An 18,432-nucleotide genomic window follows, 5' to 3' on the forward strand; every position below is an offset into this window, starting at 1 on the left:
GTTGGCTACGGGTAAGGGATAGCACGAATTGGATGCGGGGAAATGGGGCGCGGCGACCACCGCGCCCCCTTGCCACGCCCCTGTCCTGCCTGCTTTACGCCCCCACGCCGACCGGCGGGGTCGGGGCGGCGTTGACCGGGTCGGCGAGTTGGGCGTCGACCACGGCGACGGCAGTCATGTTGACCAGACCGCGGGTGGTGACCGACGGGGTGACGATGTGGACCGGCCGCTGGACGCCCAGCAGGATCGGCCCGACATTCTGCGCTTCGCCCAGGATCTTCATCATGTTGAAGGCGATGTTGGCGGCGTCCAGCGTCGGCATCACCAGCAGGTTCGCCTCGCCCTTCAGGCGGCTGTCGGGCAGCAGCTCCTTGCGCAGCGCCGGGGCGAGAGCGGCGTCGGCGTGCATCTCGCCGTCGATCTCGACGTCCGGCATCTGTTCGGATGCCAGTTCCACCGCCGCACGCATCTTGCGGGCCGACGGGGTGTCGGCGCTGCCGAAGTTGGAATGCGACAGCAGGGCCACCTTCGGCTCGATGCCGAAGCGCTTCACCTCGTCCGCCGCCAGCCGGGCGATCTCGGCCACCTGTTCGGCGGTCGGGTCGGGGTTGACGTAGGTATCGGTGATGAAGTGGACGCCCTTCTGCGAGATCAGCGCGTTCATCGTCGCGGCGACCTTCACGCCGTCGCGCAGGCCGATCAGGCCGCAGATGTGCGCCCAATGCTCGTTGAAGCGGCCGGTGGTGCCGCAGACCAGCGCGTCGGCCTCGCCGCGGCGGACCATCAGCGCACCGAAGACGGTCGGCTGGGTGCGGACCACGTTGGCGGCATGGCTCGGAGAAACGCCGCGGCGGCCCATCAGCTTGCGGTAATGCTCGGTGAAGTTGTGATAGCGCGGGTCGCGGATGATCTCGATGACCTCGACGTCCTGGCCGATCTTCAGGCGCAGGCCCATCTCGCCGATCACCCGCTCGATCACCTCGCGGCGGCCGATCAGCACCGGATGCGCGATGCCGTCATCGACCACCACCTGGGCGCAGCGGATCACGCGCGGGTCCTCTCCCTCGGCATAGACGACGCGCTTGGGCGCGGTCTTCGCCTTGGTGATGACCGGCTTCATGAACAGGCCGGAGCGGATGACATACTGGTTGAGCTGGTCCTGATAGGCGCGGAAATCGGCGATCGGCCGGGTGGCGACGCCGGATTCCATGGCGGCCCTGGCGACGGCCGACGACACCTCGACGATCAGGCGCGGGTCGAAGGGCTTGGGCAGGATGTAGTCCGGGCCGAAGCGCAGCGATTCACCGACATAGGCCGCCGCCACCACGTCCGACGGTTCGGCGCGGGCGAGGTTGGCCATGGCGTGGGTCGCCGCGATCTTCATCTCCTCATTCACCGTGGTGGCGCCGACATCCAGCGCACCGCGGAAGATGAAGGGGAAGCACAGGACGTTGTTGACCTGGTTGGGGAAGTCGGACCGGCCGGTGGCGATGATGGCGTCCGGACGGGCTTCGCGGGCCAGATCCGGCATGATCTCCGGCTCCGGGTTGGCGAGCGCCAGGATCAGCGGCTTGTCGGCCATGCGGGCCAGCAGTTCCGGCTTCAGCACCTTGGCGCCCGACAGGCCGAGGAAGATGTCGGCACCGTCGATGACGTCGGACAGCGTGCGCGCTTCGGTGTCGTGCGCGTAGGCGTCCTTGTATTCGTTCATCTCCTCGTTGCGGCCCTTGTGGACCACGCCGATGCGGTCGACCAGCCAGACGTTCTCGCGCCGGACGCCGAGCGACAGCATCAGGTCCAGGCAGGCGATGCCGGCGGCACCACCGCCGGTGGAGACAACCTTGACCTTGGAGATGTCCTTGCCGACCAGCGCCAGACCGTTCAGCACGGCCGCACCCACCACGATGGCGGTGCCGTGCTGGTCGTCGTGGAACACCGGGATCTTCATGCGCTCGCGGCAGCGGCGCTCGATCTCGAAACAGGCGGGGGCGGCGATGTCTTCCAGGTTGATGGCGCCGAAGGTCGGCTCCAGCCGGACGATGGTGTCGACCAGACCATCGACATCCAGCTCGTTCAGCTCGATGTCGAAGCAGTCGATGCCGGCGAACTTCTTGAAGAGGACGGCCTTGCCTTCCATCACCGGCTTGGCGGCCATCGGCCCGATGTTGCCCAGCCCCAGCACGGCGGTGCCGTTGGTGACCACCGCGACCAGATTGGCGCGCGCCGTCAGTTCCGCCGCCTTCGAGGGATCCTCGGCGATTGCGGTGCAGGCATGGGCCACGCCCGGCGAATAAGCCAGCGCCAGATCGCGCTGGTTGGCCATGGGCTTGGTCGCGACGATCGCCAGCTTACCGGGCCGCGGGTTGCGGTGATACTCAAGCGCCATCGCTTCAAAATCGCCGGACATCGGGTCTCTTCCTCCGGTTAACGAGATTTAAGTTAATTCTTTGCGTTCACTTCACCTGGATGGCGGTTATAGCCCATTCGGGCTGTTGCGCCAACCATCCCGGAACAATGAGAAGGGGACGATCCGAACCAAATCGAAGCGTCCCCCCTGATCTTACAACATCCCCATGAAGGCCGGATGGATCATCTTTGGATTTTCCAAAACCGGCGCTGTCACGCTTGGAGCTCTTGTCTTTTGCGGATGCTCAGAGCCGGGCCAGAGCCGGCTCCTTGAAGTGCTCCTGGTATTCGGCGACCGCCTTGCTCTCGTCGAACTCGCCTTCCATCTTGGCGACGACGACGGTGGCGACGCCGTTGCCGATCAGGTTGGTCAGCGCCCGGGCTTCCGACATGAAGCGGTCGACGCCAAGCAGCAGGGCCAGACCTTCGATCGGCAGGACGCCGGTGGCCGACAGGGTGGCGGCCAGCGTCACGAAGCCGCCGCCGGTGACCGCCGCCGCACCTTTGGAGGTCAGCATCAGGATGACCAGGATGTAGAGCTGCTGCCAGATCGTCAGGTCGACGTTGAAGGCCTGGGCGATGAAGATCGCGGCCATCGACAGGTAGATCGAGGTGCCGTCGAGGTTGAAGGAGTAGCCGGTCGGGATGACGAGACCGACGACATGCTTGGAGCAGCCGAACTTCTGCATCTTCTCCATCATCCGCGGCAGCACGGATTCGGAGGAGGAGGTGCCGAGGACGATCAGCAGTTCCTGGCGGATGTAGCGGACGAAGTTCCAGATGCTGAAGCCATAGGCCTTGGCGATGCCGCCCAGCACGACGAAGATGAAGATCGCCATCGTGAGGTAGACCGACGCCATCAGCTGACCCAGTGCCGTCAGCGACGAGATGCCATACTTGCCGATGGTGAAGGACATGGCGCCGAAGGCACCGACCGGGGCGACGCGCATCAGGATGCCGATGACGCCGAACAGCGCGTGGCTGATCTTGTCGAAGATGTCCTCGACGACCTTGCCCTTCTGGCCCATGGCCGACAGCGCGACGCCGAACACCACCGCGAAGAACAGGATCTGCAGCATGTCGCCCTGGACGAAGGCGCCGACGACGTTGTCCGGCACGATGCCGACGACGAAGTCGATGAAGCCGTGCTCCTTGGCGCTGGTAGCATATTTCTGCACCGCGTCGGCCTTCAACTGGCCGGGGACAATGTTCATGCCGGCGCCGGGACGGACCAAGTTGACGACCAGCAGGCCGATGCCGAGGGCGAAGGTGGTCACCACCTCGAAATACAGCAGGGCCTTGCCGCCGACCTTGCCGACCTTCTTCAGGTTGCCGATCGAGGAGATGCCGGTCACCACCGTCAGGAAGACGATCGGACCGATGACCATCTTGACCATCTTGATGAACAGGTCGCCCAGCGGCTTCATCTCCACCGCGAGCGACGGGTAGAAGTGCCCCAGCAGGATGCCGAAGCTGATGGCGGTCAGAACCTGGAAGGTCAGGTTGGTGTAGAAGGGCTTCTTCACCGTGCCCGACCGGACGGTGGTCGCGTCTGCGCTCATGTCACTCTCCTCGTGGCGTTCCTCAGAACGGCGTTCCTGGCGGGGTGCCCGTTCTTGCGTCCGGCATCTGCGACCGGCTGGGCGGGCGGCCCCAACTATTGCCTATGAAAGCAAGCGGTGGGCCAATTGCTGAATCCAGCAACATCAAGCATTTGCCAAATCGGCGTGGGCGAGAATCCGCACGACACAGGGTCCGGCGATGTGCGAAAATCCGCACACTTCACAGCGCTACGGCATCATTGTTGCGGCGCAGCATGGCCGGGGGCGACGTTGCTTATCCATCCGACCGAGCGGACGACAGATTCAGCCGGCCTTCCCTCCCCGTCCGTGACGCTCTCGCCGGCGACGCAGCTGGTGGCGCGCGCGTTGGAACGGCCGCGCCGGCTGCTCTTCGCCGCCCTGCTGCTGGGTGTCCCGATGGCGGCGGCGCTTGCGGCGGGGTGGGGATCGTCGCTGGCGCAGGAGGATCTGCGGGAGAGTGCGCGGGCGCAGTTGGCGCTCTACAACGCCAATCTGCGGGCGGAGCTGGAGCGGCACGCCGCCGTTCCCTTGGCTCTGGCGCAAGATGAGGAAGTGCGCGCGCTGCTGGCCAACCCGACGCCGGCTGCGGTCGACCGGCTGAACCGCAAGCTTCAGGACATCGCCCGCGCGCTGGATGCGCTGGCGCTCTATGTGATGGATGCCAAAGGGACGACGGTGGCGGCCAGCAACTGGAGCAGCCCGGACAGCTTCGTCGGCGAGAATTTCTCCTACCGGCCCTATTTCCGCATGGCGATGGATCAGGGCGAAGGGCATCATTTCGCGCTCGGCACCACCTCGCTGGTACCGGGCTTCTACACCGCGAACCGGGTGGTGGCGGAAAACCGCACAGTGGGGGCGGTGGTCCTGAAACTGGGCTTCGACCGGCTGGAAGCCGCCTGGAGGCCGGGGCAGGAGAAGCTGCTGGTGACCGACCGCGACGGGGTGGTGTTCATCACCAACATGCCCTCCTGGCGCTACCACGCCCTGCCCCGCCGCCTGCCGATCAGCCTGCCCATCACCCCGGAAGGTACCAGCGAGGGGCTGGACGTGCTGCCCTGGGCCTTCGGCGGCGCCGCCGACCGTATCGCACTGGAGGAGAAGGACGGGCAGAAGCGCTATCTGCTGACCTCCGTCGCCATGCCCGGCGGCGATTGGACCCTGCACAGCCTCACCAGCCTGGATCCGGTGACCGCCCGCGCCTGGGTCGCCGGACTGCTGGCCGCCGCCGCAGTGGCGATGGCGGCTCTTACTGCCTATGCGGTGGCGCTGCGCCGGGTGGCGCTGGTGGAGCGGATCGCCTTGCAGGAGGAATCGCGGGCGGAGCTGGAACGCCGGGTCGCCGCCGCCACCGCTGATCTGCGCGCGGCGGAGAACGAATTGACCCAGGCGGCGAAGTTGGCGGCGCTGGGCCAGATGTCGGCCGGCATCGCCCATGAGATCAACCAGCCGCTCGCCGCCATGCGCAGCTTCGCCGACAATGCAGTGGTGCTGCTGGAGCGCGGGCGGCTGGAGTCGGTGCGCGACAACCTGGCGGAGATCGCCGAGCTGACCGACCGCATGGCCGCGATCACCCGCCAGTTGAAAGGCTTCGCCCGCCGCGCCTCCGGCACGCTGGGGCCGGTGTCGGTGCAGGGCGCCGTGGGCCAGGCGCTGGCGCTACTGGAATCCAAGCTGCGGCGCGACGACATCGTCGTGGAGGTCGATCTGCCCGACCAGCCGGTCCGGGTGGTGGCGGAGGATGTGCGGTTGCAGCAGGTGCTGGTCAATTTGATCGGCAATGCCGCCGACGCCATGCGCGGCTGTCCGGTGCGCCGCCTGCGCATCGGGCTGGTCGCGGCGGAGGGCGAGGCTCTGCTGAGCGTCGCCGACACCGGCAGCGGCATCGCCGAGGCTGACTTGCCCCGCCTGTTCGTCCCCTTCTTCACCACCAAGGAAGCGGGTGAAGGGTTGGGACTGGGGCTGTCGATCAGCCACGGCATCGTCGAGGATTTTGGCGGCAGCCTGACCGCCGCCAACCGCAACGGTGAACCCGGCCATGGCGCCGTCTTCACCCTGCGGCTCACCACCACGGAGCAGAGCGCATGAGCCCGACCATTCCAGAGGCCGCCGGCAGCGTGATTTTCGTCGACGACGAGCGCGCGGTACGGCTGGCCGGGCAGCAGGCGCTGGAACTGGCGGGGTTCGAGGTGACGGCCTGCGACGGGGCGGAACGGGCTTTGCGTCATCTCGGGCGCGACTGGCCGGGCTGCCTCGTCACCGACGTCCGCATGCCCCAGATGGACGGTCTGGCCCTGCTGGCCCGGGTGCAGGAGATCGACCCCGACCTGCCCGTCATCCTGATCACCGGCCATGGCGACGTGCCGATGGCGGTGGAGGCGATGCGCAACGGCGCCTACGACTTCCTGGAAAAGCCCTTCCCGTCCGACCGGCTGACCGAAGTGGCGCGGCGCGCGGTGGAGAAGCGCCGGCTGGTGATGGAGAACCGCCGGCTGAGGGCGCAGCTGGCCGGCGGGGCCGACCCGGCGGAGACGATCGTCGGCCGCACGCCGGGCATCGAGCGGCTGCGCGCCACCATCGCCGCGGTCGCCGATACCGACGCCGACGTGCTGGTGTTCGGCGAGACCGGCACCGGCAAGGAAATGGTGGCCCGTGCCCTGCACCTTGCCAGCGGCCGGCGCAAGAATCCGTTCGTCGCGCTGAACTGCGGCGCCATGCCGGAATCGATCTTCGAAAGCGAGCTGTTCGGGCACGAGGCCGGCGCCTTCACCGGGGCGGGAAAGCGCCGGGTCGGCCGGATCGAGCATGCCGGCGGCGGCACCCTGTTCCTGGACGAGATCGAAAGCATGCCGCTGGCCTTGCAGGTCAAGATGCTGCGGGTGATCCAGGAACGGCTGGTCGAGCCGCTGGGATCGAACGAGCAGGTGCCGGTCGACCTCCGCGTCGTCGCCGCCACCAAGTCCGATCTGCGGCAGGCGGCCGATGCCGGGAAGTTCCGCGCCGACCTCTATTACCGGCTGAATGTGGTGGTGCTGACCATCCCGCCGCTGCGCGAGCGCCGGGACGACATCCCGCTGCTGTTCCAGCATTTCGTCGCCCAGGCCGCCGCCCGCTACAACCGCGAGCCGCGCGCGCCGGGCCGCGAGCAGATGCAGCGGCTGATGGGTCAGGACTGGCCGGGCAATGTCCGCGAACTGCGCAACGCCGCCGACCGCTTCGTGCTGGGTCTGGAGGATGTGGCTCCGGCGTCAGCACCGTCCGCGCTGTCGTTGGCCGAGCAGGTCGATCTCTATGAGAAGGGGCTGATCCAGTCCGAACTCGCGCGCCATCGCGGCAGCGTAAAGGCCGCCATCGAAGCGCTGAACATCCCGCGCAAGACCTTCTACGACAAGCTGAAGCGTTATGGGCTGAGCCGCGACGACTTCCTGGATTGAAAGCGGTACGACATTTCATACCTCATAGTGGGTAACGAATGAGAGTTGTCATTGGAATGATATTGCGCTAAACCACCTGTAGTTGACCCACATTCCCGCGGCTACGGCTATGGCGCAAGACCATCTATTTCCCAGAACCTTTCGCCTCTTCAACCGCATGGCGGGTGAGCATTTTTTCACCGCCGGCACGGTCGGGCGGGGCTGAGGATCTGTTCCAGGCTCGCCGCTGTCGAGGGGCGAATTTCTCGGAAGGGTCTGGGTATCGACCCGATCAGGGTTTCGCGTTCCTGTCGTTCTGGAACGGCATTCCTGCTGGCCTGACGCGGCGTAACCCGAACCGTGCAGTGAATCTGAAATTTTGGTGAAATATGGTTTTCAGCTCTATTGTATTCATTTTCTATTTTTTGCCGATATTCCTTTTTTGTTATTATGCACTGCCGTTCAAGCACGCAACGCTTCTTCTGTTTAGCTTGGTTTTTTATGCATATGGCGAGGTGATCTACACCTACGTCATGCTGCTGTCGATCCTCGTCAACTACGGCTTCGGCCTATGGATCGCCGGGCAGGAGGGACGGGGGCGGAAGCTTGCCCTGGGGACCGGCGTCGTCGCCAACCTGGGCATCCTCATCTATTTCAAGTATCTGGGTTTCTTTTATGAAATGGCTGTCGCGCTGGCGCCGAACCTGCTGTCCGGGCCGCCGCAGGTGCATCTGCCGCTCGGCATCTCCTTCTTCACCTTCCACGCGCTGTCTTACCTGATCGATGTCTACCGCCGGCAGGTTCCGGTGGAGCGCAGCCTGATCTACGTCGCCGTCTACATCACCATGTTCCCTCAGCTCGTGGCCGGGCCGATCATCCGCTTCCACGACATCCGGGACGAGATCCACAACCGCCGGGTCAATGCCGGTCTGTTCGCCGAGGGTATCCAGATCTTCGTCATTGGCCTCGCGCAGAAGGTGCTGATCGCCAATACGGTGGCGGTGGCGGCCGACCAGATTTTCGCGATCGACCCGACGGGGCTGAGCCTGCCGGTCGCCTGGCTGGGCATCGCCTGCTACACGCTGCAAATCTTCTTCGATTTCTGCGGCTATTCGACCATGGCGATCGGGCTGGGGCTGATGATCGGCTTCCACTTCCCGCTGAACTTCAACTATCCCTACATCGCGCAGTCGATCACCGAGTTCTGGCGCCGCTGGCACATCTCGCTGTCGATGTGGTTCCGCGACTATCTCTACATCCCGCTGGGCGGCAACCGCGCCGGTCCGTTGGCCACCTACCGGAACCTGCTGATCGTCTTCCTGCTGTGCGGCCTCTGGCATGGCGCCAACTGGACCTTCGTGGTCTGGGGGCTGTGGCACGGCGCCTTCCTGGTGTTCGAGCGGCTGGGCATCTCGCGGCTACTCGACCGGTCGGTGCCGATGGCCCGCCACCTCTACACGCTTCTGGTGGTGATGGTCGGCTGGGTGTTCTTCCGCGCCGACACGCTGGGACATGCCTGGACCTTCCTGAAGGCCATGGCCGGGGCCGGCCAGCCGAGTCCGCTGGCCCCGCACGTCCTCCAGTTCCTGACGCCGGAAGTCGCCACCGCGCTGGCGATCGGCATGGTCGCAGCGACACCGGTGCTCGGCCGGCTGGTGCGGGGCGGGCTGGGCACGGTGCGGAGTGCTGCCCGCGGGCGCATCCTGGTCGGCACGGGCGAGGCGCTGTACCTCGCCGGTCTGCTCGGCATGTTCGCGCTGGCCGTCATGAGCCTCGCCGCCGGCACCTACAACCCGTTCATCTACTTCCGGTTCTGACCATGCGAGCGATGACTCTCGGGATCGTGCACAGCACGCTTTTGCAGAAGCTGTGCATCGGGCTTTTCCTGGTGCTGCTGCTGCTGCCGATGGTCGGCCAGATCATGTCCGTGGGAACGGGGGTGACGGCGACCGAGATGCGGGCGCCGAACGCACTGCCCGGCCTCCCCGGCAATGTGGAGGAATTTTCCGTCCTGCCGCAGCGTTTCGAGGCATGGCTGAAGGACCATTTCGGCTTCCGCAACGATCTTGTGCTCGCCAACAACCTGATCCGGGTCAAGCTTTTCGGCCAGAGCACCTCGCCGCTGGTCGTGCTCGGCCGGAAGGGCTGGCTGTTCTACACCGGCGAACATGCGCTTGAGCAGACACGCGGCATCGACCGGTTCACGCCGGAAGAGTTGGACCGCTGGATCGACGTCATGGAGCGGCGGCAGGCCTGGCTGGCGAAGCGCGGCATCCCCATGCTGACGGTCGCCATTCCCAACAAGGAGCGCGTCTACCTTGAGGATCTGCCGGCCTGGGCCACCCAGGTGAACCCGGAAAGCCGGATGGACCAGATCACCCGGCGACTGGCGGAGAGGCACTCGCCGCTGGTGTTCAAGGACATGACCGCAGACCTCATTGCCGCCAAAAAGGATATGAAGGTCTATTTCCAGGCCGACACGCACTGGACGGTCGAGGCTGCCTTCACCATCGGCTATCAGCGGATCATGGAGTGGATCAAGATGGTCCGTCCGGAGTTCACGCCGCTGACCCCGGCCGACATGAAGCTGACCCACGCCATGCGCAAGGGCGCCGACCTCGATCTCGCCCGCATGCTGGGACTGGCAGCGGTCTATCAGGAGGAGGAGGTCCGTTACGACCTTGCGGGACCGCCCAGGCTCCGCAGCGCCGACACCTCGATGCCGAACGGCGTCGTCCAGACCATTCTGCACGCCGACCGGCCAACGGCGCCGAGCGTGGTGTGGTTCCGCGACTCTTTCACCATCTCCATGATCCCATACATCGCCGAAAGCTTCCGCGAGGCGGTGATCACCGAGCACAAGGGGCTGCGCTTCGACAAGCCGCTGATCGAAGCGCACAAGCCGGATGTGGTCGTCTACCAGTTCGTCGAACGTTCGCTCAACACGCCCATTCCGGCGGAGTGAGCCGGGTAATTTTCTGCCGGTGCCGCGAAACGAATGGGCCTTGCTCTTGAAGGGTTATTGGCCTAGCCTACTTGCGGTTGATTAACCATATTGCGGCCATTGAGATGGGCGTTGTATCTTCCAGGGTCTTCCGTTTCTTCAACCGCAGGACGGGAGAGCATTTTCTAACCGAGAGCACGGCCGAACGGGATGGCATCATCGCCAGCAGCGGGGCCGGCAGCGGCGATATGGCTTATGAAGGCGTCGCCTTCCTTGACGGGGGCGGCGCCAGCAACCCGGTGTCGGTTGCCCGTTTTCTACGTCTGGACACCGGGGAGCATTTCTACACCGCCAGTGTCACCGAACGGGACTACATCCTCCAGAACATGTCGGACAACTACCGGCTGGAGGATTCGCAGGCATTCCTTGTCGCCGCGACGCCGGATTATCAGTTCTCCCAGCCCGTCTATCGCTTCCTCGACACGGCGACCGGCAGCCATTTCTTCACCGCGTCGGAGGATGAGCGGGACGGGTTGATCGCAAGCCTTCCAAGCTATCGTTACGAAGGGATCGCCTTCTACGCCAAGCCCACACCGCCGCTTCCCCCTGCCCTGTCGGGCAGTTTCGATGAAGCGTGGTATCTCCAGGCCTATCCGGATGTCCGCGATGCGGTCAATGCCGGCTGGATGTCCGCCCGCACCCACTACGACGTCTTCGGCAAGCGGGAAGGCCGTATGCCGAACGACATGGCGGCACTGGCCGGCAACGACCATTGGATCGCCTTCGACGGTGCGCCCGGCCATGTGCGGATCCTGAACGGCGGGGCCGGCGACGACATACTGGATGGCATCGACGGATACACCATCTCTACCAGCACGATGGTCGGCGCCTACAGCGGTTACAGTGACTATAGCGACCAGCTGTTCGGCGAAACCGGCAATGATACGCTGTACGGCGCGCAGAACGACACGCTGAACGGCGGAAGTGGCGACGACACCTACTACGTTCATTCGTCCGGCGTGCTGGTAACCGAAGGGACGGATGCCGGGACCGACGAGCTTGTCCTGATCGAGGACAGCATCAGCGGCTACTTCAACTATTCCATGCCGGCCAATGTCGAACGGATGCGGGTGTTCGTCAATCCGATCAACAATCCATCGGTTCCGACCATCGCCGGGAGTGCCGGTGACGACTGGATCGGTGCCGGCAGCACCAACACCCAGATCTGCCTTCTGGGCGGTGCCGGCAATGACACGCTGAATGGCGGCAGCGGCGGAGCGGTCGTGGAAGGGAGCGCCGGCAACGATTATCTGCTGGCGGTTGGGTACAACGACGCGCGCTTCTACACATGGCTGGCGTCGGGCAACGATACGCTGATTGGTGGCGATGGCGACGACACGCTGGTGGCCTGGACTGGCAACGACCGCCTCACCAGCGGCAATGGCGCCGATACTTTCCTCGTCGATCTCGGCTCGCCGCCGAACCAGCTCTGGCAGGATCCGAAGGCCTGGACCTCCTATCCGGGGCCCGGCGGCAATTCCTACGTTCTGTGGTCGGGCACGTCGGTGACGACGGTCACGGATTTCCAGCCGGGCGTCGATGTGCTGAGCTTCCGCCACAGCGCGCTCAGCCTTTCCGACATCATGGCGCGTTTCCTTGACCGTGGCGATGGAAAGGGCGTGGTGGCCAGCTTCGCCACCAGCGAATTCGGACTTTCGGTGACTGGCGACAGCAACGTCTTCACGCTTTCGCTCGACAATGTGAAGCAGTGGCAGGTCTCGGCCAACTGGTTCTCGGTATCTTCCATCTAACGAAATAACTGGCTGACGGGGTGGCCGGCCGTCCTGCAACTCCCCCATCAAGGCAGTTGACGGACGCTCAAGCTTGCCTGCGGTTCCCGTGGTTCCCATGTGCCGTCTCCACCCGTTCGGCCAGGGCCGCGGGTGGCGCGGCGGGACGGACCTTTCCTTCGTTCCGGCTGTTGTACCGATAGACCGTGCAGCACCGACGTCGAAGGGGACGGCCTGAGAATGTCACCGAGGATTAGCACCATGACCCCCCGTCTCCTTGCGGAGCTTCTGGAACCGATCCTGACCGCCGCGGACGACGACGAAGAGGCCCTGTCGGAGGCCGTGAACCTGACCGCGGAGGCCATGGCGGCGTTGGGCGCCACCGTGCTCGACCCCGACGGGCAGCCGGCCCGCGGGGTGTCCGATGAACGGGCCGTCGTCGCCGCGCTGAACACCCATGCGCACAACCTGATGCGCGACGGACGGTTGGACGACGTCGTCGAGGCCCTGCAAGTGGCCGAGCGGATCGGCCGCCTTGCCCATCTGCCGCACCATCCGCGTACCGTCTGACCACTCTTTTGGGAGAAGGGCGCGGTCGTTCGTGGAAACGGCTTCGCGGGTGCGGGAACTCCTTCCCTCCGTGCTGTTTGAGCGACGTGCCACCCAGCGCTCAACAGGGGAGGAGCCCTCGTGCCCACTGCGCCGCAGCCTCATGCCCAGCCGAACATTCTGGCGAACCCGCTGGAGAGCGAGATCCTGTCCCGTCTCCAGGACGATCTGCTGCCCGACCATCTGCTGACCCGCCGCTGGTATGCGGCGAAGGACGCCGGCCGACCGGTCGTGCGCATTGTCGATGCCCTGCCGCTGCCGCTGGCCGGCGGGGCGCAGGCCCAGCTCTGCCTGCTGCGGGTCGAGCCGCCCGGACGGGAGCCGCAGCTTTACCAGCTTCCCCTGATCCTCGACCGCGGCACCGGCGAGGATGCGTCTGTCATCGCGGGGTCGAAGGAACTGCCGGTTCCCGGACGCCTGCGCGACGGCTATGCCGATGACGGCGTGGTGCGTGCGTTGCTCAGCGCTATCCTGAAACATGGCCGGGAGCCGAGCGAAACGGCGCTGTCGGCCGGCCTGACCGCCGGGCACACCCGTGCCTGCGAGGCGATGGCGGCGCGCCTGAGCGCCGACGCCCCGCTGCACCGGATGACGGCGGAGCAATCCAACACCTCCATCCGCGTCGGCGATGCCGCCATCCTGAAGGGACTGCGCAAGCTGGAACCCGGCACCCATCCCGAACTGGAGGTCAGCCGCTTCCTGACCGAGGTGGCGCAGTTCCCCAACACGCCGGCCCTGCTGGGATGGGTGGAGCGGGCCAACAGCTCCGGCTCCACCACGCTGTGCGTCATGCAGGAACTGGTGCCGGAGGCGAAGGACGCCTGGGGGCATGTCACCGGCTATTTGAACGACCGTGTCGCCCGTTTCGAGGACAGCGACGCGGCCAAGGCCGGCGATGGCGGCAGCGTCGCCTTCCTGCGCCTGCTGGGGCAGCGGACGGCGGAACTGCACCGGGCGCTCGCCACCCCCGGCGGCGGCGACGCCTTCACGCCGGAGCCGGCGACGGCCGAGCGGCTGACGGAGTGGGCGGGCGGCGTACGCACCCTGGCCAAGCGCGTGCTGGAACGGCTGCGAGCCGCTGGTCCGGCGCTGGACCCGGCGATTTCCGCACAGGCGAACGCACTTGCCGCCAGCGAGGCGGCGGTGATGGCGCAGATCGACGCGCTTGTCCCGGCGACCGCGGATCTCAGCGCCATGCGGTTGCACGGCGACTATCACCTGGGTCAAGTGCTGGTATCGCGCGGCGACGTGCAGATCGTCGATTTCGAAGGCGAGCCGATGCGCCCGCTGGCCGAACGGCGGGCAAAGCACTGCATCCTGCGCGATGTCGCCGGGATGCTGCGGTCCATCGCCTATGCCGCCGCCATGGCGCGCGACGCGATGCCCGCCGGTCTCGACGGGCCATCGCGCGATGCCCGCGCGGCGTGGCTCTCCTGGTGGGAGGGAGCGGCATCGGCCGCCTTCCTCGACGGCTACCGCACCGCCATCGGCGATTGCCCCGGCTTTCCGCGCGATGCCCAGGCGGCGCCGGCCCTGTTGAAACTGTTCCTGCTGGAGAAGGCGCTGTACGAGGTCGGCTACGAGCTTGCCAACCGGCCGGGCTGGGTGGCGATCCCGCTGGCCGGCGTCACCGCCATCATCCGCGCCGATGCCGGGCCGGAGATCGCCAGCCGCGACCGCATCGCCCCGGTGGACGAACGCCGCCGCAGCCACTCCATGCCCTTCGGGGCGGAGGTGCAGGCCGACGGCTCCGTCCGCTTTTCGATCTGGGCACCGTCCGTCTCTTCGGTCCTGCTGTCGCTCGACGACGGCGGACAGCCGGTGGCGATGGAGGACCAGGGCGATGGCTGGTTCAGCCTGACCACCGCGCGGGCGCAGGCCGGCAGCCGCTACCGCTTCGTCCTGCCGGACGGGCTGGCGGTGCCGGATCCGGCCTCCCGCTTCCAGCCGGACGACGTCCATGGCCTGTCCGAGGTGATCGACCCCGGCGTCCATGCCTGGACCGACGCCGCCTGGACCGGGCGCCCCTGGCACGAGACGGTGCTGTACGAACTGCATGTCGGCACCTTCACGCCCGGCGGCACCTTCCTGTCCGCCATCGAGCGGCTGAACGATCTGGTCGAGCTGGGTATCACCGCGATCGAACTGATGCCGGTGGCTGATTTCCCCGGTTCCCGGAACTGGGGCTATGACGGCGTGCTGCCCTTCGCCCCCGACAGCGCCTATGGCCGGCCGGAGGATCTGAAGGTCCTGGTGCAGGAGGCGCACGCCCGCGGGCTGATGGTCTTCCTCGATGTCGTCTACAACCATTTCGGACCGGAGGGGAATTACCTCCATGCCTTCGCCAACAGCTTCTTCACCGACCGCCACAAGACTCCCTGGGGGGCGGCGATCAACGTCGACGGCGACCGCAGCGGTCCGGTGCGCGACTTCTTCGTTCACAACGCGCTCTATTGGCTGGAGGAGTTCCACCTCGACGGTCTGCGGCTGGACGCCGTCCATGCCATCATCGACGACAGCGACCGCCATGTCCTGGAAGAGCTGGCGGAGCGGGTGCACAGCCATTTCCAGAACCAGCGCCATGTCCATCTGGTGCTGGAGAACGACGCCAACCAGGCACGCTTCCTGACCCGCCACCGCGAGGGCGACCCGCGCTGGCACTCGGCCCAATGGAACGACGACCTGCACCACTGCCTGCACAGTGCGGCGACCGGCGAGGACGGCGGCTATTACACCGACTACGCCCATGACCCGGCCAAATGGGGCCGGGCGCTGGCGGAGGGCTTCGCCTTCCAGGGCGACCCGTCTGCCTACCGTGACGGCGAACTGCGCGGGGAGCCGTCGGCGCATCTGCCGCCGACCGCCTTCGTCACCTTCATCCAGAACCATGACCAGATCGGCAACCGCGCCTTCGGCGAGCGAATCTCCCATATCGCCAAGACAGAAGCGGTACGGGCGGCCACCATTCTCTATCTGCTGGGCCCCGGCATCCCCATGCTGTTCATGGGCGAAGAGTGGGCGTCGGCCAAACCCTTCCCCTTCTTCTGCGACTTCGGCGAGGAACTGGCCGAGGCGGTGCGCAAGGGCCGGGCGGAGGAGTTCGCCAAGTTTCCCGAATTCCGAAACCCGGATGCCCGTGCCCGCATCCCTGATCCGACCGCACTTGAAACTGCGGAGTCGGCCAAGCTGGACTGGGAGGCTCGCGAACTGGCGGAGCATGCCGAATGGCTCGACTGGTATCGCCGGGCGCTTGCCCTGCGCCGGACGGAGATCGTGCCGCGGCTGGATGGGGTTCCGGGTGGAGCGGCCAGTCACGGCGTGGTCGGCAAGACCGGCCTGACCGTCTGCTGGACGCTGGGTGACGGCAGCCGCCTGCATGCCTTCGCCAATCTGGCCGACAGCCCAGCTGCCGGTTTCCCCGAGGCCAATGGCCGCGTGCTGTGGACGGAGGGTGCCGGGCTGACCGGCGATACGCTCGCCCCCTGGTCGGTGGTTCTGTGGCTGGAGGAAGCCTCGGCACTCGATCGGCTGGCCGACCGCATGGGAGTGGAACGCTCCTTCGACAATGCCGCCGGGGAAACCGTGACGGCCAGCGAGGACACCGTCCGTGCCCTGTTATCGGCGATGGGTGTTGAGGCGGGGGACGAGGCCGCCGCACTCGCCCATCTCGACCGGCTGGACGAGGAGGAGTATGGCCGCGCCCTGCCCCCGGCGGTGGTCCGCCGGGCGGGGGAGGCGGTCACCGTGCCGGTCACCCTGCCCCACGGCACCCGCACCCTGCGCTATACCCTGACGCTAGAAAGCGGACAGACGCGGAGCGGAGTCGTCGGCTTCGGCAGCCTGCCGCGCTGCCGCTGCATCACCGCCGGCGACGTGACCTATGCCGAGCGGCGCCTGCCGCTGGGGCCGCTGACCCGGACCGGCTATCACACGCTGCGGGTGGAGACGGAGCATGGCACGGCGGAGACCCGCCTGATCCTGGCGCCCGCCCGCTGCCATCTGCCGACGCCGATTCTGGTGGGGGAGAAGCTGTGGGGGCTTTCGGCGCAGCTCTACACTCTGCGCAGCGGGCATGACTGGGGCATCGGCGATTTCGGCGACCTGCGCACGCTGGCCGACATCGCGGCGGCGCGTGGGGCGGCGGTGATCGGGCTGAACCCGCTGCACGCCATGTTCCTCGACAATCCCGAACATGCCAGCCCCTATTCCCCGGCCAGCCGGCTGTTCCTGAACCCGCTCTACATCGACGTCACCGCGGTGGCGGAATTCCTCGACGATGCCGACTTGCGGAAGGAGGTCGCCTCGCCGGAGTTCCGGCAGGCGCTGGACGCGGCCCGCGCCACGGCTAACGTCGATTACACGGCGGTGTCCGGGTTGAAGCTGCCGATTCTGGAAAAGCTGTTCGTCCGTTTCCAGGCCTCGGCCAAACCGGAACGTCGCGCCGCCTTCGACGCCTTCCGGACCGAAGGCGGCATCGGGCTGGAGCGCTTCGCCACCTTCCAGGCGCTGCGCGAACGCTTCGCCGCCGAGGGCAAGGCCGACTGGCACCGGTGGCCGCCGGACTATCACGATGCGACGGCCCCGGCGGTTGAGCGCTTCGCCAGGGAGCATACCGACCGTGTCGCTTATTTCGCTTGGCTGCAATGGTTGGCGGACGACCAGCTGCGTCTGGCGGCAGAGCGGGCCGCCGAACTCGGCATGGCCATCGGCTTCTACCGCGACCTTGCGGTCGGGGCCGATGCCAGCGGGGCGGAGACCTGGATGACGCCGCAGGCGGTGGTCGATGCCGCCCATGTCGGCGCCCCGCCCGACCTGTTCAACCCGGCCGGCCAGGATTGGGGACTGCCGCCCTTCCATCCGCAGGCGCTGCTTGCGGCGGGATACCAGCCCTTCATCGATCTGGTCCGCGCCAACATGCGCCATGCCGGCGCGCTGCGCATCGACCATGCCATGGCGTTGCAGCATGTTTATTGGATCCCGGACGGCCATCCGCCGGGCGAAGGCGCCTATGTCGCCTATCCGATGGAGGATCTGCTGGGCATTCTGGCGCTGGAGAGCCAGCGTCACCGTTGCCTCGTCGTCGGCGAGGATCTCGGCACCGTGCCGGAGGGCTTCCGCGAGCGGATGACCGAGGCCGGGGTGCTGAGCTATCGCGTCGTCTTCTTCGAATGGACCGAGGACGGCGCCTTCAAGGGGCCGGATGAGTATCCGGATCTGGCGCTCGCCACCGTCGGCAGCCACGACCTCGCCACGCTGCGGGGCTGGTGGGAGGGCGACGACATCGCGCTGAAGGCGGAAAAGGGCCTCTACCCGGCCGACGACGAGGAGGAGAAGCAGCAGACCCGCCGGTCGGCCGACCGCGGTGCCCTGGTGGATGCCCTGCGTGCCGCCGGGATCGCCCTGCCCGCCGGCTTCGGGCCGGACAGCCCCTATGACGAGGCGCTGGACCATGCGGTGCACGCCTTCCTTGCCCGCACCAATGCCGCACTTGCGGTGGCGCAGTTGGACGACCTGACGCGCGAGCGCGATCAGGTCAACCTGCCCGGCACCACCGACCAATACCCCAACTGGCGCCGCAAGCTGTCGATGACGCTGGAGGAACTGGTCGATGCGCCGGAGCCGGCAGCGGTCGCCGCCATCCTGGCCGCGGCACGCCCGTCCTCCTCCCCCGCCCGTACCTGATTCTGAAA

General features: G+C 66.5%; 9 protein-coding genes. 7 read left to right on the forward strand and 2 right to left on the reverse strand.

Features of this window, described 5'->3' with window-relative positions; translation table 11 throughout:
* Positions 1–94: 94 nt before the first annotated feature.
* The gene (locus J2848_RS30470; RefSeq protein ID WP_149234264.1) at positions 95–2,407 is read right to left on the reverse strand and encodes an NADP-dependent malic enzyme; all 2,313 of its coding nucleotides are present in this window, start codon (positions 2,405–2,407) and stop codon (positions 95–97) included.
* A gap of 244 nt (positions 2,408–2,651) precedes the next feature.
* Positions 2,652–3,968, reverse strand: coding sequence for a dicarboxylate/amino acid:cation symporter (locus J2848_RS30475; protein ID WP_149234263.1), 1,317 nt, complete (start codon positions 3,966–3,968; stop codon positions 2,652–2,654).
* Between the two features lie 327 nt (positions 3,969–4,295).
* Between J2848_RS30475 and J2848_RS30480 the strand changes: the two genes are divergently transcribed.
* From J2848_RS30480 to treZ, 7 genes are all read left to right on the forward strand, one after another.
* On the forward strand, positions 4,296–6,074 hold the full coding sequence (locus J2848_RS30480) for a sensor histidine kinase (protein ID WP_246194250.1): 1,779 nt from the start codon (positions 4,296–4,298) through the stop codon (positions 6,072–6,074).
* Positions 6,071–7,420, forward strand: a complete 1,350-nt coding sequence (locus J2848_RS30485) for a sigma-54-dependent transcriptional regulator (protein ID WP_149234262.1) — start codon at positions 6,071–6,073, stop codon at positions 7,418–7,420. Before J2848_RS30480 ends, J2848_RS30485 begins: the two co-directional genes overlap by 4 nt.
* Before the next feature lie 494 nt (positions 7,421–7,914).
* Positions 7,915–9,216 (forward strand): MBOAT family O-acyltransferase, encoded by a 1,302-nt coding sequence (locus tag J2848_RS30490; RefSeq protein WP_246194248.1) that lies wholly within the window; start codon positions 7,915–7,917, stop codon positions 9,214–9,216.
* Positions 9,217–9,242: 26 nt separating this feature from the next.
* Positions 9,243–10,364 carry an alginate O-acetyltransferase AlgX-related protein gene (locus tag J2848_RS30495; protein ID WP_170307215.1) on the forward strand — a complete coding sequence of 374 codons (1,122 nt, stop codon included), beginning with the start codon at positions 9,243–9,245 and terminating at the stop codon, positions 10,362–10,364.
* A 104-nt stretch (positions 10,365–10,468) separates the two neighbouring features.
* Positions 10,469–12,154, forward strand: coding sequence for a calcium-binding protein (locus tag J2848_RS30500; RefSeq protein ID WP_149234259.1), 1,686 nt, complete (start codon positions 10,469–10,471; stop codon positions 12,152–12,154).
* A gap of 240 nt (positions 12,155–12,394) precedes the next feature.
* Positions 12,395–12,703 (forward strand): hypothetical protein, encoded by a 309-nt coding sequence (locus J2848_RS30505; RefSeq protein ID WP_014188313.1) that lies wholly within the window; start codon positions 12,395–12,397, stop codon positions 12,701–12,703.
* A 120-nt stretch (positions 12,704–12,823) separates the two neighbouring features.
* Positions 12,824–18,424, forward strand: coding sequence for a malto-oligosyltrehalose trehalohydrolase (gene treZ, locus J2848_RS30510; protein ID WP_149234258.1), 5,601 nt, complete (start codon positions 12,824–12,826; stop codon positions 18,422–18,424).
* Positions 18,425–18,432: the final 8 nt, after the last annotated feature.

Origin of the sequence: Azospirillum lipoferum (assembly GCF_024170005.1) — a bacterium.
Classification (GTDB): Bacteria; Pseudomonadota; Alphaproteobacteria; order Azospirillales; family Azospirillaceae; genus Azospirillum; species Azospirillum lipoferum.